25 protein-coding genes are annotated in these 21904 nt (G+C 67.1%); 12 read left to right on the top strand and 13 right to left on the bottom strand.

Going from position 1 to position 21904, the window contains the following annotated elements; translation table 11 throughout:
* The first annotated feature begins 4 nt into the window (after positions 1–4).
* The gene (locus tag WEB52_02060) at positions 5–907 is read left to right on the top strand and encodes a type II secretion system F family protein (GenBank protein ID MEX2225217.1); all 903 of its coding nucleotides are present in this window, start codon (positions 5–7) and stop codon (positions 905–907) included.
* A gap of 12 nt (positions 908–919) precedes the next feature.
* Positions 920–2035, top strand: coding sequence for an FHA domain-containing protein (locus WEB52_02055; protein ID MEX2225216.1), 1116 nt, complete (start codon positions 920–922; stop codon positions 2033–2035).
* A gap of 24 nt (positions 2036–2059) precedes the next feature.
* Here the strand turns inward: WEB52_02055 and WEB52_02050 are convergent, their stop codons facing one another.
* Together WEB52_02050 and WEB52_02045 are read right to left on the bottom strand one after the other, a co-directional pair.
* Positions 2060–3415, bottom strand: a complete 1356-nt coding sequence (locus WEB52_02050) for a M28 family metallopeptidase (GenBank protein ID MEX2225215.1) — start codon at positions 3413–3415, stop codon at positions 2060–2062.
* Positions 3388–3843: a hypothetical protein gene (locus tag WEB52_02045; GenBank protein MEX2225214.1), complete on the bottom strand. Its 456-nt coding sequence runs from the start codon at positions 3841–3843 to the stop codon at positions 3388–3390. Before WEB52_02045 ends, WEB52_02050 begins: the two co-directional genes overlap by 28 nt.
* Before the next feature lie 246 nt (positions 3844–4089).
* Here WEB52_02045 and WEB52_02040 point away from each other — a divergent pair, with 246 nt between their 5' ends.
* Entirely contained in the window at positions 4090–4680 is a 591-nt protein-coding gene (locus WEB52_02040; GenBank protein ID MEX2225213.1) for a hypothetical protein, read from the top strand.
* 124 nt (positions 4681–4804) lie between these two features.
* Here the strand turns inward: WEB52_02040 and WEB52_02035 are convergent, their stop codons facing one another.
* Positions 4805–5188: a DUF192 domain-containing protein gene (locus WEB52_02035; GenBank protein ID MEX2225212.1), complete on the bottom strand. Its 384-nt coding sequence runs from the start codon at positions 5186–5188 to the stop codon at positions 4805–4807.
* A gap of 10 nt (positions 5189–5198) precedes the next feature.
* Complete coding sequence (locus WEB52_02030) at positions 5199–5360, bottom strand: hypothetical protein (GenBank protein MEX2225211.1); 162 nt, start codon at positions 5358–5360, stop codon at positions 5199–5201.
* Positions 5361–5724: 364 nt separating this feature from the next.
* On the opposite strand from WEB52_02030, the gene WEB52_02025 reads away from it, so the two are divergent.
* Complete coding sequence (locus WEB52_02025) at positions 5725–6366, top strand: LysM peptidoglycan-binding domain-containing protein (GenBank protein MEX2225210.1); 642 nt, start codon at positions 5725–5727, stop codon at positions 6364–6366.
* A gap of 23 nt (positions 6367–6389) precedes the next feature.
* On the opposite strand, the gene ispD is transcribed toward WEB52_02025, so the two are convergent.
* Positions 6390–7091, bottom strand: a complete 702-nt coding sequence (gene ispD, locus WEB52_02020; protein ID MEX2225209.1) for a 2-C-methyl-D-erythritol 4-phosphate cytidylyltransferase — start codon at positions 7089–7091, stop codon at positions 6390–6392.
* A 40-nt stretch (positions 7092–7131) separates the two neighbouring features.
* Here ispD and WEB52_02015 point away from each other — a divergent pair, with 40 nt between their 5' ends.
* Together WEB52_02015 and WEB52_02010 are read left to right on the top strand one after the other, a co-directional pair.
* Complete coding sequence (locus tag WEB52_02015) at positions 7132–7452, top strand: hypothetical protein (protein MEX2225208.1); 321 nt, start codon at positions 7132–7134, stop codon at positions 7450–7452.
* Positions 7453–7533: 81 nt separating this feature from the next.
* Positions 7534–8235 carry a DM13 domain-containing protein gene (locus WEB52_02010; protein ID MEX2225207.1) on the top strand — a complete coding sequence of 234 codons (702 nt, stop codon included), beginning with the start codon at positions 7534–7536 and terminating at the stop codon, positions 8233–8235.
* 19 nt (positions 8236–8254) lie between these two features.
* Here WEB52_02010 and WEB52_02005 read toward each other — a convergent pair whose 3' ends face one another.
* A complete protein-coding gene (locus tag WEB52_02005) occupies positions 8255–9070 on the bottom strand; it encodes an alpha/beta hydrolase (GenBank protein MEX2225206.1) in 816 nt (271 codons plus the stop codon).
* A gap of 253 nt (positions 9071–9323) precedes the next feature.
* Here WEB52_02005 and WEB52_02000 point away from each other — a divergent pair, with 253 nt between their 5' ends.
* From WEB52_02000 to WEB52_01990, 3 genes are all read left to right on the top strand, one after another.
* Positions 9324–10217 (top strand): TIGR03619 family F420-dependent LLM class oxidoreductase, encoded by an 894-nt coding sequence (locus tag WEB52_02000; GenBank protein ID MEX2225205.1) that lies wholly within the window; start codon positions 9324–9326, stop codon positions 10215–10217.
* A gap of 174 nt (positions 10218–10391) precedes the next feature.
* Positions 10392–10775 (top strand): hypothetical protein, encoded by a 384-nt coding sequence (locus WEB52_01995; GenBank protein MEX2225204.1) that lies wholly within the window; start codon positions 10392–10394, stop codon positions 10773–10775.
* A gap of 224 nt (positions 10776–10999) precedes the next feature.
* Positions 11000–11359, top strand: coding sequence for a hypothetical protein (locus WEB52_01990; protein ID MEX2225203.1), 360 nt, complete (start codon positions 11000–11002; stop codon positions 11357–11359).
* Positions 11360–11495: 136 nt separating this feature from the next.
* On the opposite strand, the gene WEB52_01985 is transcribed toward WEB52_01990, so the two are convergent.
* Entirely contained in the window at positions 11496–12791 is a 1296-nt protein-coding gene (locus WEB52_01985; GenBank protein MEX2225202.1) for a Glu/Leu/Phe/Val dehydrogenase dimerization domain-containing protein, read from the bottom strand.
* Between the two features lie 94 nt (positions 12792–12885).
* Between WEB52_01985 and WEB52_01980 the strand changes: the two genes are divergently transcribed.
* The gene (locus tag WEB52_01980) at positions 12886–13059 is read left to right on the top strand and encodes a hypothetical protein (protein MEX2225201.1); all 174 of its coding nucleotides are present in this window, start codon (positions 12886–12888) and stop codon (positions 13057–13059) included.
* Positions 13060–13241: 182 nt separating this feature from the next.
* The gene (locus WEB52_01975; GenBank protein MEX2225200.1) at positions 13242–13463 is read left to right on the top strand and encodes a hypothetical protein; all 222 of its coding nucleotides are present in this window, start codon (positions 13242–13244) and stop codon (positions 13461–13463) included.
* 23 nt (positions 13464–13486) lie between these two features.
* Here the strand turns inward: WEB52_01975 and WEB52_01970 are convergent, their stop codons facing one another.
* From WEB52_01970 to WEB52_01945, 6 genes are all read right to left on the bottom strand, one after another.
* A complete protein-coding gene (locus WEB52_01970; GenBank protein MEX2225199.1) occupies positions 13487–15001 on the bottom strand; it encodes a PAS domain S-box protein in 1515 nt (504 codons plus the stop codon).
* 162 nt (positions 15002–15163) lie between these two features.
* A complete protein-coding gene (locus WEB52_01965) occupies positions 15164–17026 on the bottom strand; it encodes an ATP-binding protein (GenBank protein MEX2225198.1) in 1863 nt (620 codons plus the stop codon).
* 426 nt (positions 17027–17452) lie between these two features.
* On the bottom strand, positions 17453–19105 hold the full coding sequence (locus WEB52_01960) for a VWA domain-containing protein (GenBank protein ID MEX2225197.1): 1653 nt from the start codon (positions 19103–19105) through the stop codon (positions 17453–17455).
* Between the two features lie 45 nt (positions 19106–19150).
* On the bottom strand, positions 19151–19528 hold the full coding sequence (locus tag WEB52_01955; protein MEX2225196.1) for a hypothetical protein: 378 nt from the start codon (positions 19526–19528) through the stop codon (positions 19151–19153).
* Between the two features lie 128 nt (positions 19529–19656).
* Positions 19657–20793, bottom strand: a complete 1137-nt coding sequence (locus WEB52_01950; protein MEX2225195.1) for an acetyl-CoA acetyltransferase — start codon at positions 20791–20793, stop codon at positions 19657–19659.
* 8 nt (positions 20794–20801) lie between these two features.
* Positions 20802–21218, bottom strand: coding sequence for a Zn-ribbon domain-containing OB-fold protein (locus WEB52_01945; protein MEX2225194.1), 417 nt, complete (start codon positions 21216–21218; stop codon positions 20802–20804).
* Positions 21219–21418: 200 nt separating this feature from the next.
* Between WEB52_01945 and WEB52_01940 the strand changes: the two genes are divergently transcribed.
* Positions 21419–21832 (top strand): TIGR03618 family F420-dependent PPOX class oxidoreductase, encoded by a 414-nt coding sequence (locus tag WEB52_01940; GenBank protein ID MEX2225193.1) that lies wholly within the window; start codon positions 21419–21421, stop codon positions 21830–21832.
* Positions 21833–21904: the final 72 nt, after the last annotated feature.

Below are 21904 nucleotides of genomic sequence, written 5' to 3'. Positions count from 1 at the left end.
CGATATGCCGTTCTTCGCGTCGCTGATGGTGTTCGGGTCGGTCGTCCTCTTCGGGCTGTGGTACGTGCGCAGCAAGAACCAGATGGAAGACCGCGTGCGCGCGCTCTCCGCGCAACGCCGCGCGATGCTCGAGCAAGACGACCCCTTCACGCAGCGCATCATGTTCCCGATGGTGCACGGCTTCACGACGCGCGTCGTGAACGTCATGCCCACGGCGCTCATCGTGCGGGCGGGCAAGTGGCTCGAAATCTCGAACAGCAGCATGAACCTGGGCACGTTCCTGACGATCGTGCTGGTAACCACGACGCTGCCGGCGGCCGCCGCCTTTGCCCTGGCGTTCTCTTCGGCGGGAGCCATGCCGGGCGGGCGCACGATGTTCCTGATTCTCGGTATCGCCTTGTTTGGGCTGATCGCCCCGTTGATGCTGCTGCGCCGCGGCGCCAAGAACCGTCAGAACTCGTTCTGGAAGGCGCTCCCCGACAGCCTGGACCTGCTGACGACCTGCGTCGAGGCGGGCCTGAGCCTGGACTTCGCGTTTCAGCGCGTCGCCGACCGTCAGCGCGGGCCCGTCGGCGAAGAGATCAGCCGCATGCTGCGAGAAAAGGCGCTCGGGCAGACGCGCCGCGAAGCGCTCACCGGCATGGCCGAACGCATCGACCTGCCCGATGTCAACGTCTTCGTGAACTCCGTTATCCAGGCGGAGACGCTCGGCACAGGCATCGGCCAGGTGCTTCGCACGCAGTCCCGGCAGTTGCGCATGCGACGCCGTCAGCGCGCCGAACAGGTGGCACGCCAGGCGGCGCCCAAGATGGTGTTCCCGCTGGTATTCTTCGTCCTGCCGTCGTTATTCATCGTCGTGCTTGGTCCGATCGTGATCAATGCGCTGGACGTCGTGGGAAGCCGATAGCGGGGCGCCTTCATGCCGCAGCCGCAAGGACCGCGCTCTTTCGACCCGTACCGGATCCTGCAACTGCAGCCGCATGCCGCGCGCGATCTCATCGTCGAGTCGTACTGGACGCTCGTGGCGCGCGCCAAGTCGCACGGCAACGACGCGGCGATCCGCGCGCTCAATGCCGCATATGAGCTGCTGACCACGGCCGAACGCCGCGCCGAATACGACCTCGTACACAGATACGTGCAGGAAGAACTACCGCCGCCAGACAAAAAGAAGCACAAGGACGGCAAGAACGGTGCGAAGGCGGCGCCCGACCACTACACGCTGCTCGCCGTTTCAGCCGAAGCTGACGTCGATGTCATCGAGCTTTCGTACCGCATTGGCATGCGACGGGCGGCGGGATACCGGCCCGAGCTGGTACTGATGCGCGAACAGCTCACAGATGCGTTCCAGACGCTGTCTGATCCGCAGGCGCGGGCGCAGTACGATGCCACGCTCGCCGTCGCGCGGTCCTCGAACGGTTACGTCGCGATGCCGGAGCCAGCCGAGGGCACGGGGGCCGCGCCCGGCGTGCCGGACTTCCTTTCGAAGAAGAACAAGCCGCGAGGCGGAGACCCCGAGAGCGCGCCGCGCAGGAAACGCGGCATGTTCGGCCTGTTCGAGAAGCGCGAGAAGAGGCCGGTGGACGGAAGTGTGCGGCGCGACAACCGCCTGCCGGCGCCGCCGACGACGAAGGTCGCCGAAGAGACCGCCAGGGGCGACCGGCTGTTGGAACTTCGGCCGTTTGGCGCAGAAGTGCTCGCCGGCGCGATGCGGCGGCCCCCCGCGCCCGAGCAACCGCCCATGGCAGTGCTCTCCGTCAGGGGCCCGCTGGGCGAAGAGCGCGTGCCGCTTCCGCCTCGGACGATCACGATCGGCTCCTCCGAAGAAAACGACATCATTCTGCCCGGAAAGCGCGTCGCGCCGGAGCAGGCGCGCATGTGGCCGCATGGCGACAGCTTCGCGCTGCGGGTGACGGGCCGCGGCCAGGTGCGGGTCAACGGCGTCGAGCCGATGCTGGCCGTCGTCCTGCTCGAAGACGCCGACATCGTCGACATCAACGAATATCGGCTGACGTTCCTCAACGCGCCGCGTCGCTAAGCTTCCGGCCACCGCGACGCAGGCTCAGGTCGTCAGCGCCACCAACGTCGCGTAGGCGATGCGGATCGTCTCTTCCAGCGATTCGGGCCGTATGCGCTCGACGCTGTCCTGCGGCGTATGGATCAACGTGTCGTTGCGGTAGAAGAACACCGCCGGGATCCCCGCCTCGATGAAGCTGGCGTGATCGCTGCCGGCGCCGTTCGGCACTTCACCACGGCGCGCCTCGATGCCGATCTCTTCTCCGGCGATTCGCGCCGTGTCGATCACGTCGTCGCTGCCAATCAACACGAGGTCGCTATCGAGACCGACGACGTCGAGGTTAAGCATGGCCCGCAGCGCGTCTCGTGCTTCGTCGTCTAACTGCCGGACGTATTCCTTGCTTCCGAATAATCCGAACTCTTCGGCGCCGAACAGGACGAAGCAGTTGGCGTCCAGCCTGTCGTTCGCAGCGACGACGCGCGCAAGTTCCAGCACCGCGGCCGTGCCCGAGGCGTTGTCATCGGCGCCGCCCGTCACAGCGACGCTGTCGTGGTGGCCGCCGCTGACCGTCTCGCAGGCACCGGCGCCGGGAGGCTTCGCGACTACGTTGTATGCGGTGCCACGCCGCGGGCTCACGGTGATCGTCGCTTCCACCGCACCGCCGGCGGCCAGCGCACGCAACGCTTCGCCTGCTTCGGGCCGCAGGCCGATGACTTGCACGCTGGTATTTGCTTCGGCGAGCAGGCTGCCCTCCTCGTTGTTGTAGATGATCGCCCCCGCCGCGCCGGCAGCGACAGCGTTCTCGACCTTCTGCTGGAACGTCAGTTCACCACGCTCGATCAGCGCGATGCCGCCGTTGAGCCCGCCGGCCGGGAACTCCTCAGGACGGCCGATGCCGGCAAACACCAGCGCGCCCGTCGCGACGCCCTCGGCAGATCCGTTGAAGGCGAACCCCGGATGCGCTTGGCCCTGCGCATCGACGCGCGCCGGGAGGAAGGCGCTGGCATCGAACGCGAACTCCTCGACCGTGACGTCGTAGCCGTAACGGGCAAGTTCGGCACGGATGTACTCGACGCCGAGTCGTTCGCCCTCGGTGCCGGCGACGCGCGGGCCGATATCGACGCTGAGCGCGCGCACGTGTTCCAGCGCACGCTCGCCGGAGGCCTCGGGGTCCAAGAGCGGGTCGGGCGTGGCGGACGCCGCAGGCGTCGCGGCAGCGGCCGTCGCCGATGCAGACGCCATCGGCGTGGGTTCGTCGTCATCGCCCGAGCGGCAGGCGGCGCCCAAGGTGGTCAGGACACACGCGACCAGCACGAGGATCAAGAGGCGGGCCATCGGCGCGTGGGCGAGCCGGCGGAGACGCGATGGGTCGATTACGAGCGCCCCCTTCGCCGGAACCACTCCTTGATCCGGTCCATGCGCGAAGGCTCGCTGTATTCGATGACCTGGCCGCGCCAGCTCTTCTGGACGTGACGCGCGCCGACCGTCGTACGGGCGCCGCCCGTCATGAGCGAAAGCACGAACGCGAGGATCGTGAGCGCAAGGCCGCCGAGCGTGACCCACGTGCTCCAGGCGCCCAGGGCGTCGTCGAACAGCCAGCCGATGAGCATCAGGGCGAGTCCGGCGAGCATGAGCTGGCCGAGCGAGATCTGCGACAGGCGACGCTTCGCGCGCTCGAAGAAGGTCGGGCCGCTGTCCTCGCGCCGCACGTCTTTGCGGCGGTTCCGGATCTTGGCGGCGAGGCGTTCTTCGGGGACGAACGTGTCCAGCTTGCCGAGGAGTTCCTCGATCTCGCGCTGGACTTTGTCGGGAGGATTCTGCTGTGGCATGCGGCGCGTCTCCAGGACGGTGCCCTGAATTGTAGCCCTCGGGACGCCGGTTGGAAACGCGAGCCGCCAAGACGCCGCCCGCAGGGCAGGCGCAGAATCAACGCGCGGGTCGACGACAGCCTCTGGGACGAGATTTACGGAGAGATTACCCGGCGTTGCACGAGACGTGCAGGTACACGGGCTAGGCTCTCGTTGTGTGAAGCGGGGTACGTGACCCCCCGGCTGGTTGAAAGGGAAGGCGAGAACATGAACATCAAGACCTGGTGCATCGCGGCGGTCGCGGCGGCACTCGTAGCCGCCGGCGGACTGGTGTTCGCCTCGGGAGCCGGCGCGCAGGACGGCGACGCAGCTGGCGGGCGTACCGGCATCATGGCGCGCGTCGCGGAGAAACTCGGAATCGGCGAGGAGCAACTGCGGAGCGCGTTCAAGGACCCGCAGCTCGATGCCGTCTCGGAGGCGCTCGCCAACGGGCGCATCAACGAAGAGCAAGCGGCGAACGCCCGCGAGCGCATCGAGCAGGGGAAGCCGCCGCTGGGCGTCGTGCGCGCGCACGCCGTGCTCCAGGCGCGACGTGCGATCATCGAGTCGGCCGCTGGGGCGCTCGGGATCACGGCGGATGAATTGCGCGCCGAACTACGCGCGGGCGCGTCGATCGCGGACGTCGCCACGGAGCGCGGCGTCAGCATCGACGACGTGAAGGCGCGGATCATCGCGGACGCCGAAGCGCGGCTCGCGGCACTCGTGGCGGACGGGCGCATCGACCAGGCGGGCGCGGACGCGGCGCTCGCCACGCTCAGCGAACGGCTCGACGAGATCGTCACGCGCGCGCGACCGTAGTAGTTCGCCCGTCGCGATGTTCACGGCGCGCGTACCTCTGTCCGCGAGCGGACGGGGTACGCGCCGCCGTGCGCGCGGATCACTGATCATCGACCGGTAGTGCGGCGGCGCATGACAGCGCCGATTACGACGAAGGCGCGTTCACTTCTTCGAACACCAGCAGGTCGCCCTTCTGTGTGTTCGTGCGTTCGGCGACGCCTGCCGGAAGCTCGAGCGTGTCCTTTGCGCCGCGCCCGCCGAACGCGAGCCACCACTGCCGCATCGACGGGACGATCTTGACGACGCGATCGTCTTTATCGAGGAAGATCGCGTCGAAGCGAAAGCGCATGAAGCACGAGTGGATGGAGTTGCTCCTGGTGAGCAGGATGCCGCCGCCTTCAGGCACACGCTTCTTGAACATCAGTCCCCAGAAGCGCGCCCAGTACGAAGACGCACGCTGACCGTTGGTGGCGAGGATGGTGCCGCGATCGGCGTTACGCACCGAGAAGGTTGTCAGCGTTGTCGGCATGGATCTCCGATCAGCGTTTCAGCGCGACCTGTATGAAGTACGCGCAACCAACCACGTACCAGAGAAGAAAGTAATAGCCGGGTCCGAAGTAAAGGCCGACGGCGCCGAAGACGAGCGTGAAAGCGAGCAGCGCGTCCCAGTTGCGACGCAACGATCGTAACCAATCGCTCATAGGTCGATACTAGTTTCTGCGATCCGCATTTTCAATCGAACGGCGGCGTTTCCCCGATCGAAGTCTTCTATCAATGATGGGGTGCGCGATCGGGCGCAGGAATAAGGGAACGCCCGCAGTTGTCCTGCAGCCCGCTCAAACAAAAGACGCAACGTGACGCGTGTCCGGGCTCGATGACGCGTGTCTTCGGTGGGCGCAACCACCACAACCCGCCGGGGGCGGGCGCTACGTGAGGCGTCCGGTGATCGCCGCCATAAGCAGGATCCAGCTTCGAACTTCGTGCTGAGCGGTGCACCTTTTGCCGCCCGAAGGGCCGTCCGCTACGATGGCCGCTGGCTTCCCGAGGGCTGGCAGGAGGGGACGGTTGAGGCTTCGACGCCGGGCATGGTCCGTCGCGCTTGGCGCGCTGGCAATCGCAAGCATCGCGGGCGCGGCATGCGGCGGCGAAGGCTCCGACGCCGGCGAGCCGCCGGACCTCAGCAAGGTCGCGACGGCGACGCTGCCGGCGGAATTGCCGGAACCGATCCTCATCGGCCTGGGCAACGTGTCCACCACGGGCGGCCCGACGTACACGGTGCAGTCGGGCGACACGCTTGCCGGCATCGCCGCTCGCTTCAACCTGAGCCTCGACGACCTGCGCGCCGCAAATCCGGTGCTCGACCCCGCGCAACTTTCCGTCGGCGACGTCGTGCGGTTGCCGGAGGGTACGGAGCCCGCTGCGCCCACCGAGACGCCCGCAGCAAGCGAGGAACAGACGCCGACCGAGGCGCCGCCGCCGGTTGAAGAACCGACGAGCACGCCCGAGCCGCCGGCGCCGACGCCGACGCCATCGTCGATCGGACAGACGTACGTCGTGCAGTCAGGCGACATCCCGGAGACGATCGCCGCGCAGTTCGGCATCACCACGGCGCAGTTGCTCGCCGCGAATCCCGGCGTCAATCCAAACAGCCTGCAGGTGGGCCAGGTGCTGATCATCCCGCCCGCGGCGGCGCCGGAGGGCGGCTAGCGGCGCAGCGAGATCTCTCGCCGTTAGATGCCGTCTTCCTCGAACCGCCGCCGCAGCAGCGTTTCCGCGATCAGCAGGTCGTCGCGCGTGGTGATCTTGATGTTGCGAGCGTCGCCCTCGTAGACACGCACCTCATGCCCTGCCGCTTCGACCAACGAAGCGTCGTCCGTGGCATCAGACGTTGCTTCCAGGTGCGCGCGCAACAGCAGCGTTCGGTCGAAGACCTGCGGCGTCTGTGCCAGCCACACGCGCGCGCGGTCACGCGTCTCGCGCACGACGGGCGGATCGCCGTCGACTTCCTTCACGGTGTCGCGCGCCGGCACGGCGCAGATCGTCGCGCCGGCTTCGCGCGCGAGCGCCACGCCTTCGGAGATCAGGTCCGAACTGACGAGCGGCCGCGCCGCATCGTGGATCGCGACGATCGTCGCGCCGTTCGCCGCTTCGATGCCGGCGCGGACCGAGTCCTGCCGGCGCTCTCCGCCCGGCACGACGTTGATGACGTTCGTGAATCGCCACTCTACGACGAGGTCGCGCATGCGGCTGATGTTTTCGGGCGCCGCGACGATGACGACGCCTTCAATCGCCGCGGTGTTCTTGAATGCGGCCAGCGCCCACGCGACGAGCGGACGCCCCACCAACTCGGTGAAGACCTTGTCGACGCCGTTCATGCGCTCGCTGCGCCCGGCGGCGACGACGATGCCGTATGCGGGGCCATCGATCGCCATGCAACGGCATGGTACGCCATGACGGATGTACACTCACGCTATGGACTCACGCCCGCGCGCCGAGCAACTGCTGACGATGTCGAGCGCCGGACGCCGGCTCGTCGACCTCATCGCGGCGGCCGAAGAACCCGTCCACTACAACGTCATGCGCCACCTCCTGCGTGTCAGCGAAGAGACGATGACCGAGGTGCTGCAGGAGGTCGTTGAGCTGGGGCTGGTGAAGCGCGCCGGCCACCCGCTGCTCTACGTCCCGGGCGACGAGGATATCGGCCAGGAGATGCGTGAAGCGCTCGGCCCCGACCGCCTGGCGCGCCACCGAGCGCAGATCGCATCGGCGGCCAGGCGCGTATTTGAGACGTAACGTCTGGCGCCGCTCCCGCACAGTAGAGGGTGATTATTCCAGGGGCTGGAGCGGCCTAATCTGGCGTGAGAGGCGGGGATGATGTTTGAGTTCCTCGGCGAGTTCGAAGAGATCGCCGGCGACCTGTACCCCTATCGATGGCCGATCTCGATCGCCGCGGTCGCGTTCGCGGCAGCGGTCGTCGCGCTCGCACTGCGCATGCGATGGCATCGCGCGCTGTGGGAGCATCGCGTGTTGACGGCGGCAGTCGCGGTGCCGCTCTTCGTAGCGGCGGCGCTGTTCGGCACGTACACGCTGCCGCCGCTCTGGGAACGCTCGCGCCTCGACGAGGCGAGCCCGCTCGCGAGCGCGCCGACGGTCGCCGCCGCCACCGCGGGCGCCACGCCGGCCGCGGCGGCCACACCACCCGGCGACGGCGGTTCGATGCCCGCCGGCGGGAGTGCCACGTTCATGGCGCGCGTCACGCACCATGGCATGTTCCAGGGCGCCGACGACTTTCACTTCGGCCGCGGCGATGCGATCCTCATCGAGACGTCGCCGCAGACGTTCACGCTGCGCTTCGAGAACTTCTCCGTGCGCAACGGCCCCGATCTGTTCGTCTATCTCTCCAACGACCCTGACGACGTCTCGGACGCCGTGAACCTCGGCGACTTGAAGGCGACGGACGGCAACTTCAACTACGAGATCCCGGCGGACGTCGATCCGGCGTCGTATCGCTACGCGATCGTCTGGTGCAGGGACTTCGCCGTGCTGTTCGCGTCGGCGGCGCTGGAGATGGCGTAGGCGCGTCGTCCGGGTGATGCTACTTCGCCGGCGCGAGCGCATGACGCTCGAGATGCGCCCGCAGCGCGGCGTTGAACAACTCCGGGCGCTCGTACTGCGGCGAATGCCCCGCTTCCGGGACCTCGACCAGCGTCGCGTTCGGAATGGTCGCCGCGAGCCGCTTCGACGCCTCGACCAGCGCTATATCGAGCGCGCCGTAGATGACGAGCGTCGGCGCCGCCACCTGATGCGCGCGCTCCTTTACGCCTTCCCACGTGGCAAGCGCAGACCCGCACCCCAGGAAGCCATCGACGGACATCCGCGCGAGGCGCTCCTTCTCTTCGGCCTTGCGTTCGGCGGACATGTGCGGCGGCGGCTTCGTGATGCCCGGCAGGCTGGCGACCGCCGCCATGCCCTGCCGTGCGGCGATCAGGTTGCGCGCGGCGATCCAGTTCTTCACCGCTTCGCTGCGCGTGGCGGCGAAGCGATAACTCGTGTCGTGCAGCGTCAGCGAGATCAGCCTCTGCGGACTGCGCAGCGCAATCTCCTGCACCACGGCGCCGCCCATCGAGTGGCCGAGCAGATGGAACCGCTCGAAGCCCGCGTGCGCAACCACAGCCTCGACGTCGTCCGCGAGGGCGTCGATTGTGTAACACGCGCGGTCCGCCGGTGCGTCGGACTTGCCGTGGCCGCGATGGTCCATCACGAGCACGCGGTGCGTCTTCGAGAACACCGGGAGCTGGTGACGCCAGTCCGTGATGTCGCCGGTATAGCCGTGGATAAGCACGAGCGGCTCGCCGCTCTCGCCGTGCGTTTCGTAGTAGATGTTGACACCGTTCACGGCAAGATGCGGCATCGAATCGTCCTCCCAGTGCTGGCCCGGACCAGGTCGATTGTATCGTGCGGAGATGCAAGGGTCGCGTCTGGCGCGGATCAAGTCTCCTCCACCCGTCATCCTGAGCAAGCGAAGCGCGGCGAAGGATCTCGTCGCGGCGACCAATATCTAAGTGGCCGCGCGCTGCGGATGCCAGCGCCTGCCTTGCTCCAGACCGCCGCGCAATCGATGATTCTGCGGCGTGAGGCGCCGTTCGAGCCACAGGGAGGATCGTATGGAAGTCGGATTACACGTGCCGCAGGTCGGCCCGAATGCGAACATCGCGAACATCACCGCATTCGCGAAAAGCGCCGACGACGCGGGCTTCGATGGCCTGTGGGTGTTCGACCACGTCGTGCTCCAAAAGGAGCAGCAGTCGAAGTACCCCTACTCCGCCGACGGCAACATGGGCTTTCCGCCGACGATGAACTTCCTCGAGCCGCTGACGCTGCTCACGTACCTCGCCGGCTTCACAAAGTGTGCCCGGCTCGGCACGTCGGTGCTCGTGCTGCCGATGCGGCAGCCGGTGCTGCACGCGAAGATCATGGCCACGATCGACTTCCTCTCCGGCGGGCGCTTCGTGCTGGGCGCGGGCGTCGGCTGGTGGGAGCAGGAGTACGAAGTGCTCTCCGTGCCGTTCGAGCGGCGCGGCAAGCGCATGGACGAGTGCCTGCAGCTCGTGCGCTCGCTCTGGACCGACGAATGGGTCAACTTCGACGGCGAGTACTACGAGGCCAAGGACTGGACCTGCAACCCCAAGCCCGTGCAGGCAGGCGGCATCCCCATCTGGCTCGGCGGCGAGAGCCGCGGCCAGCTCCAGCGCGTCGGCAGGTACGCCGACGGATGGCTGGCGACGGCGAAGTCGCTGCCCACCCTGCAGGACGACTTCGCGATCGCCCGCGAGGCGGCGGAGCGGGCCGGACGCGATCTCTCGAAGCTATCCATCTCGATCGAGGGCGCGGGAATGCTGGACGCGGACCACCAGGAGCAGACGGCTGAGCAGCTTGGCCGGCTGAAGGAGATGGGCATCCGCCACGCGATCCTGGGCGTGCATCCGCGGCTCATGGCCGAGGCGGTGCCGCTCATCGAGTCGTTCGCCGCGAAGCACCTCCAGACGCTGCAGGCGTAGCGACCGCTCCCCGCGGGGAACTCGCAGGTTGGCATGGGCGTCAACTTCCCACGCGGGGTAGCGCAACCGGCCGGGCTTCTTGACGCCTGCCGCATCCTCCTGAAATCAGCGCCTCATCGCCTTCGTTGTTCTTTGTGACGATCAGGCTTCGCAGGAATCGGAGGCCACGACACGATGGGTACCATCATCGACCAGGTAGAAGGCAAAGAACAGCAAGCAGCGGTCCGCTGCCCCGTCTGCGGGCGCGGCGACGGCCCCGGCAATCACTGCCCGCACGTGCGCTGGGCGTTCGAGCAGGGCGACCCGCTCGACTTCGCAAAGTACGCGATGCAGGCGAGCCCATACGTCCGCGGCCGCGGTCACAAGTGGACCGACATCCCCGCCGCGTGGTGGACCGCCAACGGCGACTGGATCATCGCGCAGATCGATGTCCGGCTGCACATCGGCGACGGATACGTGTTCGGCGAGTTGGGCGATCTCGACCTGCTGGCGCGCGATGTGTGGAAGGCGTTCTCCCCGGACCACCAGCGAACGTCGATCTCACGCGTCGACCTGTAACCCCCTGACGCAAGCACCGCTTGTGACGCCCGGCGCGATCCCGTCGCGCACGCAAACGCGTGTCACAACTAAACTGGCACGCCATTCACCGACTTGCAGCGCCGTAGCAATCGCGTGTCGATGCTGTTGCACGTCGCGCGTGCCGCCTGCGCGCGTTGGGATCGGCGGCGCGGGCGTCCTATGGTGTCCTGAGAAGCAGGAGACAGTCATCAAAGGAGGACGCCATGGCAGGCAAGGGCGCAATTGCACCGCACCACACCGATGTGAAAGACGGCGAGTGGGACGCCGACGCGGTCGAGCGCACGCTCGGAGACGACGATGTCAAGGCATTCCGCCAGGAGTACGCGTACGTCGACCCGGAGTCGCCGGAGCGCAAGACCGGCGCGAAGTTTCCGCACCACGAGGTGACGGACAGCGGCAAGGTCGGCGCTGCGAACGTCAGGGCGCTCACGTCCGGCGTCGGCATCTTGAACGGCGGCCGAGGCGGCGCGGACATCGACAAGCGCGAGCGCAAAGCCATCTACAATCACCTGGCGACGCACCTGAAGGACGCCGGACGCGAACCGCCACCGCTCGACGAGTAGCCACCGCACGCATACGTGAAATGCAAATGTAGGGGCGCAGAGCTGTGCGCCCCTACCGTACTGTGTGCTTCTGCGCCCCGCGGGCTGAAGCCCGCGCTCGATAAACGTCTCTACGGTGCGGGCCGTGCGGCGGACGCTACACGAACGCGCGCAGGCGAATCGCGCGCGCGACGCGCTCGACGGCGATCGCGAACGCCGCATCGCGCCACGAAGTCCCGTTCGAAGCGGCATCGCGCACCTGGCCGTACGCCGCGACGATGCGCTGCTCGAGTTCTTCGTTCACGCGCGTTTCCGTCCAGCGGAACTGCTGGATGTTCTGCGTCCACTCGAAGTACGACACGATGACGCCGCCCGCGTTCGCCAGGATGTCCGGAATGACCGTGATGCCGCGCTCGGCGAGGACAGCGTCGCCGTCGAGCGTGATCGGGTGGTTTGCCGCCTCGACGATCAGGCGCGCCCGCACATCGCCGGCGTTCGCCGCGTCGATGACCTCGCCGGTCGCGGCGGGGATCAGCACGTCACACGGCAACGCGAGCAGCGCCGACGCGTCTTCGATAGGCTCTGCGCCCGGAAACGACGTTATCGGCGAACCGGCATCGAGATGCGCGACGAGCGCCGGCACGTCGATGCCGCGCGCGTCGGCGATGGCGCCGCGCAGGTCGCCGACGCCGGTGACGCGAAAGCCCCACGCGTGCGCGAGCAGCGCCGTCCACGATCCGACGTTGCCGAAACCCTGCACGACGACCGTGACATCGCGCGGGTCCATGCCGGCATCGGCGCAGAAGGCGCGCGTCACCAGCATGACGCCGCGTCCGGTCGCGGACTCGCGTCCATACGACCCGCCCAGCTCGACCGGCTTGCCCGTGACGATCGCCGGCGCGTAGCCATGCGCCGAGCCGTAGGCGTCCATCATCCACGCCATGGTGCGCGCGTTCGTGCCCATGTCGGGCGCGGGAATATCGCGGCTGACGCCGAGAATGTGCGAAATGTTCTGCATGTAGCGCCGCGAAAGGCGGTTCAACTCGCCTTCGGTCATCCGCGAGGGATCGCACTGCACGCCGCCCTTCGCGCCGCCGAACGGCACATCGACGAGTGCGCACTTCCACGTCATCAACGCCGCCAGCGCCCGCACCTCGTCCAGGTGGACGTCGGGGTGGAAGCGGATGCCGCCCTTATACGGCCCGCGAGCGCCGTTGTGCTGGACACGGAAGCCGGAAAACACTTCGAGGCCGCCGTCGTCCATCCGCACCGGCACCTCGACGTGCATCTCGCGAAACGGCGCGCGCAGCAGCTTGACGACGTCGTCTTCCAGGGCCAGGTGGGCGGCGGCGCGCAGGAATTGCTGTTGCGCATCCTGCCACGGCGATGACGCCCGCGCCGTCGGGACGGCGGCGAGGAATGGCGCGCTGCTGCGGACAGGGGTTCGAGGCATCGTGCGGCTCCCGGCTGAGGTATCGGCCGCCCGGCGCTCACGGCCTGTGCGGGATCCCCCTATGATCGCGTGCGTTTCGTCACTGCCCTCGGCGTTGACAAACTACGGCGCGGCGCAGGCCGGCGATATCGTCATGTCGTCGCGCGTGTTCGAGGTTGTCAGCGGCGACTATCCGCATGCCCGCCATGACTCCATCGCGCTGAAAGGCAAGAGCGGGTTGAAACACGTCCACATCATCTCGCTCGATACGGCGGCGGCGCTCGCGTAGCTCGCCTCGCGGCATCTCCCTAGGTGCGATCCCGCATGAAACGCACGTCATGCGTGCGCCGGCAGGAACGCCGCAAACCATCGAATCGGGCGTCCCCGCAGCGCTTGTCAGGGTGTTAGCCGCGCGACTCTTGTCGAAAACCCTCATCGCTACGAGCGGCGCGGCGTGCGACACCTACGCCCATGCTGATACTCGACAAGTCGCGAGCGTTGGACCTCATGGTGGCGCAAGCCTCACGAGAGCAATTGCCGGAGGAATTCAGCCTCAGCGCAAGCCCATGGCAGGGCGCCGGCCAGCGAGCGCCGTTCCGCGTGGCGGTGTACGGCCCGTTGCGGGCGGCGCCTGCGCGGCGTGAGGAGCGCACGTGGCAGCAGGCTTTGGCCCCGGCCACGCTCGCCGGATGACGTGATCGATCAGGCGCTTGAGGTCAGGGGCGGCTTGCGCCGAACTCGCTCGCAATGACCGGCACGCTGAACGCGAACGTCGTGCCGCCGCCGACGCGTGATTCGCACCAGATACGGCCGCGCTGCGCCTCGACGAGGCGCTTGCATACCGTAAGACCGAGCCCGAGGCCGCCTGAGCGGTGACCGGTACTGCTGCGATAGAAGGGCTCGAAGAGGCGTTTCACATCCTCTGGGGTGATCCCCGTGCCCCGATCCGTCACCGACACAATGACCTCGCCACTGCCCGACGCAATCGAAATGTCGATGGGTGCGTCCGGATCGCCGTACTTTTCCGCGTTCGTCAACAGGTTCTCGAGGATCTGGTCGACGAAGTCCGCGCTCGCTTCGGCCAGCGGCAGATGCTCTTCGGCGTCCACGTGGACGTTGCGCTCCGGATACCGTTCGCGGTGGTGCGTCGCCGCCTGCGCGATGATCGGCGTGAGTACAGTCGGCTCGAGTTCCGGCGGGTGGCCGCGATCGAGCCGCGCAAGCGCGAGCATGTCGTCGATGACGCGCGCCAGCCGCTCGGCGTCGCCGTGAATGTCGGAGAGCGAGGAGCGCACGACATCTTCCGGCAGATCAGCGATCCTTCGGCGAAGGATCGCGGCATTGCCGAGGATGGTCGTCAGCGGCGTGCGCAATTCGTGCGACACCAGGCTGATGAACTCGTCCTTGATGGCGAGCGCTTCGGCAACGGCGGCTTCCCATCGCTTACGCTCGGAGATATCGCGAGCCACCTTCGATGCGCCGATAATCCTGCCATCGCGATCGCGTACTGGTGAGACGGTAAGAGAGATCGGAACGTGAGTGCCATCTTTCGTGCGCCTCAACGTCTCGAAGTGTTCCACGCGCTCGCCACGCCGCACGCGGGTGAGCACGCTATGTTCCTCATCCCGGCGGTCGGCGGGAATGATGACGTAGATGGAATGGCCAATCACTTCATCAGCCTTGAACCCGAAGAGCCGCTCGGCTCCATCGTTCCAGGACGTTATCGTTCCGTTCAAGTCCTTGCTGACAATGGCATCATCGGATGACGCGACGATCGCGTTGAAATACGACGCGACTTCCTCCGCCCGTCTCCTCTCAGTGACGTCAACAAGCACGTTCACCGCGCCGATGAGGTTGCCTTCGGCATCATGCAGCGGTGTCGGATACGGGACAAACCAGACGCGCGTTCCGTCGGGCCGCTCGGCGATGGCTTCCTCGCCGCGCACGATGCGGTCCTCCTTGAGACACACGCCCATGGGACACTGGTCATGCGGTAAGGGCGTGCCGTCAGTCCGGTAGATTTTCCATGAGCCGCACCACTGGTCCTTCCCGAGTTCCGGTTTGCGGCCCCAGAGCTGGAAGGCGGCGTCATTGAACGACGTGATAATCCCGTTTGCGTCCGTCGTGTAGACGGCGACACCCAGCGCTTCAAGGAAATCCGGCGACGCGTAAGGCGCGGCGTTGGCGCCGTTCTCGCGGCCCTTCGGTCGTTTCAGGCGTTCGAGTACCACGTTTCCTCTTTCAACCGGTGCGTCGTGACAGCGTGAGCGCTGCGGGAAGCGGCTGCGCGCGTTCCGTATGCGAGAAATTGTAGCAGCGCGGCCCGTTGTATTCGCATCTCAATACCATCTAGTCACGTGGCGCCATTGCGGCGCGTTCAGCGCTGGGCCCGGCTATTCGTCTTCGATGATCGGAAGCGCGAAGCCGAACTCGCTGCCGCCTTCGGCGCTCCGCCGTGCAGCCCAGATGCGTCCGCCCTGCGCTTCAATCAGCCTGCGACAGACGGCCAGGCCGATGCCGACGCCCTGCGCCAGGCTCGCCGTCGTACTCGACCGGTAGAACGGTGTGAAGATGACGTCCAATTCGTCCTCACGCACGCCCGGCCCCTCGTCGAGCACGCGGACGATCAACTCGTTGTCGGCGCGGCTCGCCTCAATACGGATCTGTCTATCCTGCGGACTGTACTTCTCGGCGTTGCTGATCAGATTGCGCAGCGTCTGCTCCAGGTACGGCGGCGAACCCAGGACCGGCGCCGGGTCGAGGTCCCATCGGACGTCGATCACGCGGCCCGGAAATGACCTGCCGTGTGACGTCACGATCTGCTGGACGATCCTGCGCACGAGCATCGGCTCGCGTTCGATCGAGCTTCCCTGTTCCAGCCGCGCGAGCACCAGCAGGTTATCGATGATGCGGTGCAGGCGTTCCGCTTCGGCGCGGATATCTGCCAGCGCTTCGATCCGGTCTGCATCGGCGATCGCATCAAACCGGCGATCGAGCACTTCCGCGTTCCCGAGAATGGTCGTGATCGGCGTCTTCAATTCGTGCGAGACAAGACCCAGGAACTCGTCCTTCGCCGCGTTGGCGTCGCGTAGCTCGTCCGCGACGCGGCGCGCGGAGGCGAACAGGCGCACGCCATCGAGCGCGATCGCGGCGCGACGCGTCACTTCCTCGATGAGCTGGACGTCCTTCAAGCGGTACGTGCGGTCCGCAACCGCCGTCAACGTGCCGATCGTCTGGCCGCGCACGCGCATCGGCGCCATGATGATGGAACGGGCGGCGATGCCACGCGCCGCGTCGAGTTGTTCGCGATTGGGCGTGCATGCCTGCAGCCACCCCTTCGTGACGTCCTCGACGACGAAGGTCTGACCCTCGGCGACGGCTTCGCTGACGGTCTGATCCGATCCCGGCGCCGTCAGCCAGTCGCGAAGATGGATCCGCGATAACGCGCGCGCGTCGACGCCTTTCACCGTTGCCGCTTCCAGGCGCCGGACCTGGTCTCGGCCTTCAAACACGTCTATCACGCAGATGTCCGCGAACGCCGGTACGAGTAAGCGCGCGAGCGCTGCCAGCGTCGGCGCGTGTTCGCCGGCATCGCCATTCACCTGCGATGCGTCGAGCGTGGCGCTGAGCACCGAGGAGGCCTCGGAGAGCATGGCGAGGCGGCGGTTCGCATCCGCCAGTTCTTCGTTCGCGCGCCGGGTCTCTTCGTGCAGCCGCGACGATGTAATCGCTGCGGACGCGAGGCTCGCGAGCGCCTCCGCGACGCGCACGTCGCCATCACTCGTGACGTGCGGGCTTCGATAGTAGAAGGTGAGCGTGCCGTGGTTCTCGCCTGCCATGCGCAAGGGCATGACCATCAGCGAGCGGATGCCCTCGGGGCCGTAGCCGTCCCGCCGGCCTTCAAGCAGTTCTTCCACGTCGACGTCGGGGATCACCATCGGCCCGGTGAGCCGCGGCGTCTCGGGCGTCACCGCGATCGTGGCGTTCGCGAGGTACGCGGCAGAAAGCCCCTGCGACGACAGCACTTCCCAGGCGTTCGCGCGGGCATCGAAGTTCCATAGCGCGTACGCGTCGGCGTTGATGAGCTGCGTCGACAGGCGAAGGATGCGCGGCAGCACATCCTTCAGCTCCAGTGATTCGATGAGCTGGCCCGCCGCCTCGACGAGCAGCATCAGGCGGCTTTCGGCCAGGGCGTGTTGCCGCGACGCCAGCAGGTCGCCGGCATCCGATCTCGCTGGTGTTTCAGGTTCGATCATGAGCATGCCGCCGGGCGCAACAGCGCGCTGCCAGCAGGATGAGTATCACGGCCCGAAGATGACGCATCCGTGACAGGCGGCGGTCCTTGCATTTCGAGAGCATAACAGGGCCCGAAACGCGCGACGACAGCCCATACTTGTCACCGAATGGGAGCGGGTTGCCGCGCCGCCGCCACAGCGCGAAGGGCGGAGCGCCTTGCGGCGCCCTGCCCTCCTGTTATTCGCTGCGATCACCCGTAACTTCCGGGCGGCGAAGTACTGATTGAAGGGATTCTCGATCGGGAGCTTCTCGAACGTCTTGAGACGTATCCGCGCCGAGCATCTCCGCTGTTCCGAATTCTGGCGACATGCGTGCGAACTGCCCGATAAGCATAGATCGCGCTGCTCGCGCCGTTCAGCCTGCCGGGGGTCGTCGCTGGCGGAGATCTAGAAGCGGAGCGGCCGCTCGTTACCTTCTTCGACGTACACGAGCTTGTGCGGCCCGATCTGTACCTCGTCGCCGTGCTCCAGCACGCACCAGTCCGTCGGCTGCCCGCCGACGAGCGTCCGGCGCCGGAACCCGCCGGCGTGGTGCATGACGTACTTCCCGTCGCGCAACCAGATCCGCACGTGCGCGGGCGCGACATCGACGCTGGCCGGCAACACGATCGTGGACTCTCGCGGCGATGATCCGATCACGATCGGCCCGGCGCCCAGTTCGTACGTCTCTCCTCGCCCACGCGGCGTCCTTTCGACGAACCGCCCGCCCGCCCGCGTCCGCGATGCGCTGGCGACCTCCACCGGAACGGTCGCGGACACCACGATCGTCGGCGCGGGAACGCTCATGCGCTCCGGCATGGGAGCCGGCTCCGGCACGGAGGCGGGCTCCGGCGCCGCGGATGGCCCCATCGATGGCGCCAGCGTGGGGGGGCCGGACATTACCGCCGCCGTCCGGAGGGGGCCCGCCGGCCGGGGCAACGGCTGTGCGGCGGCGCGTTGCTGATTCGGCGCCACCCATTCGCGCTGGTGGTGCTCTACACGCATCTGCCGCAGCGTCGCAATTGCCCAGTAGGCTGCACCGGCGATGATCCCGGCGCCGATCAGCGCCAGCAGCGCAAAGAGCGCCGTCCGTGCGAACTCGGTTGTGGCCGTATCGTCGTCCGGGTGGCCGAACGCCTCCGCCGGATCCAGTCCGCGACGGAATCCCGCCACCGCCCCCGCGGGCGTCCCGTCTATGTCGGCGATCAACCGCAGTTCGCCCGCTCTTCCGTTCGCGGCCGCTGTTCCCGACCCCGTCATGGTGAGCACGTACTGACCGCGCAGCACGCTCGCGATGTCGCTCAGCGCCCCGGCGGCGCCGCTCGCTTCCGCAACGCGGTGCTGTCCCATTGTTACGGCGGCGAGCCCCTCGAGGAATGTGCCATCACTCGCCGGCCCGAGCGCGACCGTAAAGACGGGCGCCGCGACGGTCTGCGCCACGCCGAGCGCCGCACCGGCGGTGACATCCGGCGATGTGCTGCCACTCGCCGCGAGCAGCACAATGGCTTTGCGCTCGGTCGTCGTCGCACCGGCCGCAAACGAGCCAGCCTGCGCCGCCTGGTGCAACGCGGACCCGCCACTGGCCTCCAGCCCGGCAATCCCGGCGACGAGCGCGTCCCTGTCGAGTGTGAATGGCACCACCGTCTTCACGTTGTCGTTGAACGCGAACACGGCAGCCTCGTCCGCCGGTCCAAAACCCTGCACGAACGCAATCGACGCCAGCTTCGCCGCGTCGAGCGGCGCGCCGCGCATGCTCGCGGACACGTCGATGACCAGCGCAACGCCGAGCCTCTGCGATGGGTCCGAGGCAGCCGTCACTCCGGTCAGCGTGATCGGCGTTTCACCTTCGAACGGTTGGAAGGAAGCGGCGCTCAGGCCGGGGATCGGCGCTCCGTCCGCATCGAGCGCGCTGACGACGGCGCGGATCCTGGGATACGCGAGGCCGTCGACCTGGTGAATCTGCAACGTGGGCGGCGGCTCTTGCGCGCGCCCGGACGAAGGCATGGCGAAGAGGACGCCGCCGAAGAGCGCCGCCATGGTGAGGAAGATCATTGAATGCATTCGCGGCACTCTGCGCCCCCGCCGCATCCCTGCCTGCTCCCCGCCTTACCGGTGGTTATAGAACTCGACGGTCCAGCGCCACTCGCTGCCGTCCTCCGCGTTCCACCACTGCTTGAGGATCCCCACCTCTCCTCCGGGCAGCAGCACCGGACGGCCGATGTCCTCGTCCTGTGGCCATTCGTCCTCGCGCACCAGCGTCTCGCCGCGCCGCCGGATGCGCGTCATCGGGAAGTGCCGGCCTTCCCGCTTGAGGCGATCGACGAATGCCACCCGTTCGCCCGCCTCGTCTCGAACTTCTATCCGCAGCGAGTTCGGCGCCGCGTGGATCATGATGGCGTCCGCACGCTCCATGCAACCGAGTGCGAACGAAAGTCCGGCGGCCGCCGCGTCCGGATACCACACATCCCACGTCTCCAGGGGCATCCTTCGCTCCTTCGCGCGAGAACATAAGGGTACAGCGGCGAAGCCCCGCCGTGAAGCATGCGTCGTAAGTTTTTCGGAAACTAGGTCGGAGGCGGGTCTTCGTTCGATTCCGGGCGGCTGGCCGGCTCTCAGGCCCGCTCGTCGTTTGTCAAAATCAGCGTCCCGGCGGCGTGGAACATGCCGCCGACCCCGTGCGCGATGCTCGTCTTGACGCCCGCCACCTGTACTGCCGCCTCGCCCCGCAATTGACGCACGGACTCCTGGATCGCGAACATGCCGTACATGCCGGTGTGCGTGTAGCTCAGGCCGCCGCCGTTCGTGTTCAGGGGAAAGTCGCCGCCCGGCGCCGTCCGCATCTCCTCGAAGAACGGGCCGCTTTCGCCCTTCCCGACGAAGCCCAGGGCTTCCAGCGCGAACATCGGCGTGTGCGCAAAGGCGTCGTAGAACATCGCGTGGTCGATGTCCTTGCGGGAGATTCCGGCCTCGTTGAACGCCAGGTCTCCGGACACCTTGAACGCGCGCGACTCCGTCATGTCGATCATCTGGCTGATCATCGAGTGTTCGCTCGACTCGCCGGTGCCCAGGACGTACGCCGGCTTCTTCGGGAAGTCCTTCGCACGCTCCGCCGCGACCACGACTAAGGCGCCGCCGCCATCCGTCACCAGGCAGCACTCCAACAGGTGCACCGGCCACGCGATCACACGCGAATTGAGCACATCCTCGACGGTGATCGGCTCCCGCATCATCGCCCGCGGGTTCTGCTCCGCCCAGCGACGCGTCGCGACGGCAACCGACGCCATCTGCTCGTGCGTCGTGCCGTATTCGTGCATGTGGCGCAGGATCGGGATCGTAAAGCGCGTCGGCGGCCCGGCGACGCCGTACGGCTCCTCGAACTGCGCCTGTAGCATCTGGCGAGCACCGCCCCAGCCCCCCATCCCGACGCGGGACCGGCCGCTCTCGCCGTGCGTGATCAGCGCCGTCGTGCAAAGCCCCGCCCGGATCGCCGCCGATGCGTGCCGCACGTGCATCATGAACGAGCAGCCGCCGACGCTCGTTCCGTCCAGGTAGTTCGGCACAATGTTCAGGTACTCGGCCACCGCCACCGGCGACTGGCCCGCGCAGAGCACCGCGTCGATGTCGTCCTTCGTCAGCCCCGCGTCGTCCAGCGCGTTCAACGCCGCTTCCGCGTGAAGCTGGATCGCCGACTTGCCGGGCAACACGCCAATTTCGTCGGTCTCCGCCGCCCCGACGATGGCCGTCGTCATCCGGAGGCTCATGCGCGTGATCCCGCCGGACGGAACAGCGGCACCGTGATGTCGTCGCTCTGTTGTTCGAACGTCACCTCGACGGGCATGTCGACGGGCAGGTTCTCCGGCGCCGGTTCCACGCCGATGATGTTCGTCATCATCCGCGGCCCTTCATCGAGCTCCACGATCGCGATGACGTACGGCGTCCAGTCCTGGAACCCGTGGGCGGGGCGATGGCTGATGACGTACGAATACAGCTTGCCCTTCCCGCTCGCCGTGAACCACTCGACGTCCTTAGATGCGCACCACGGGCAGAACGGCCGCGGATAGAAGTACGCCTTCGAGCACGAGCGGCAGCGCTGGATGCGTAGTTCTCCGCGCTTCGTGCCCTCCCAGTACTCGCGTGTCTCAGGCGTCGGTTCGGGAAGAGGTCGTTTGGGCATCGACCGGGAGTATGCCAACGCGGATTCGTTAGCGAAAGGGCAATCAATCGCCCGGTCCGCGGTGGAAATCGTCGAAGAACGACAGGCGCCTTCCGAAAAGTACCGTCGGCGAAGAAACCCATCGCGGGAGTCATCGAGGCCGCCAGGAACGTCCTCGTGCTCTAAAATGAGGATGAAGGAGGCACGCGACGGCCAGTGACATGACGGAACCCGAGATCGAGCAGTTCCTCGCCGAGACGCGCCTCGGCATGTTCACCACGCTCCGCAAGGACGGATCGCCTGTGACGGTCCCCGTCTGGTTCGAGTGGGACGGGTCGGTGGTGCGCGTCTTCGTCAGCGCCGATTCCGCGAAGGTGCGCAGGATCACTCGCGATCCCCGAGCGACACTCCTCGCCGCCAATCACATCAGCGAGCCGGAGGCGTGGGTCGCGTTCGATGGCACCGTGACGATCTCGGACTCCGTTGTGTTCGAACTCGCCGAGCGCATGGCGCACCGTTACTGGGATATTGAGCAGCAGGAACGCCGCGCGACCGTCGACTCATGGAGGGAGGCGGCTCCCAACCTCCGCGTCCTCTCGATGAGCCCCGCGCGCATCCGCAGTTATAAGGACTAGTCGCGCTCCGACGGTCCGTCCGACGCGAGCGCCGGGAAGACGGCATCGGCGCAATTCGTAGTTCAATCGCAC

It is taken from the genome of Dehalococcoidia bacterium, assembly GCA_040902535.1.
Classification (GTDB): Bacteria; Chloroflexota; Dehalococcoidia; order DSTF01; family JACRBR01; genus JBBDXD01.
This window is presented reverse-complemented; position numbering and strand designations above follow the sequence as displayed.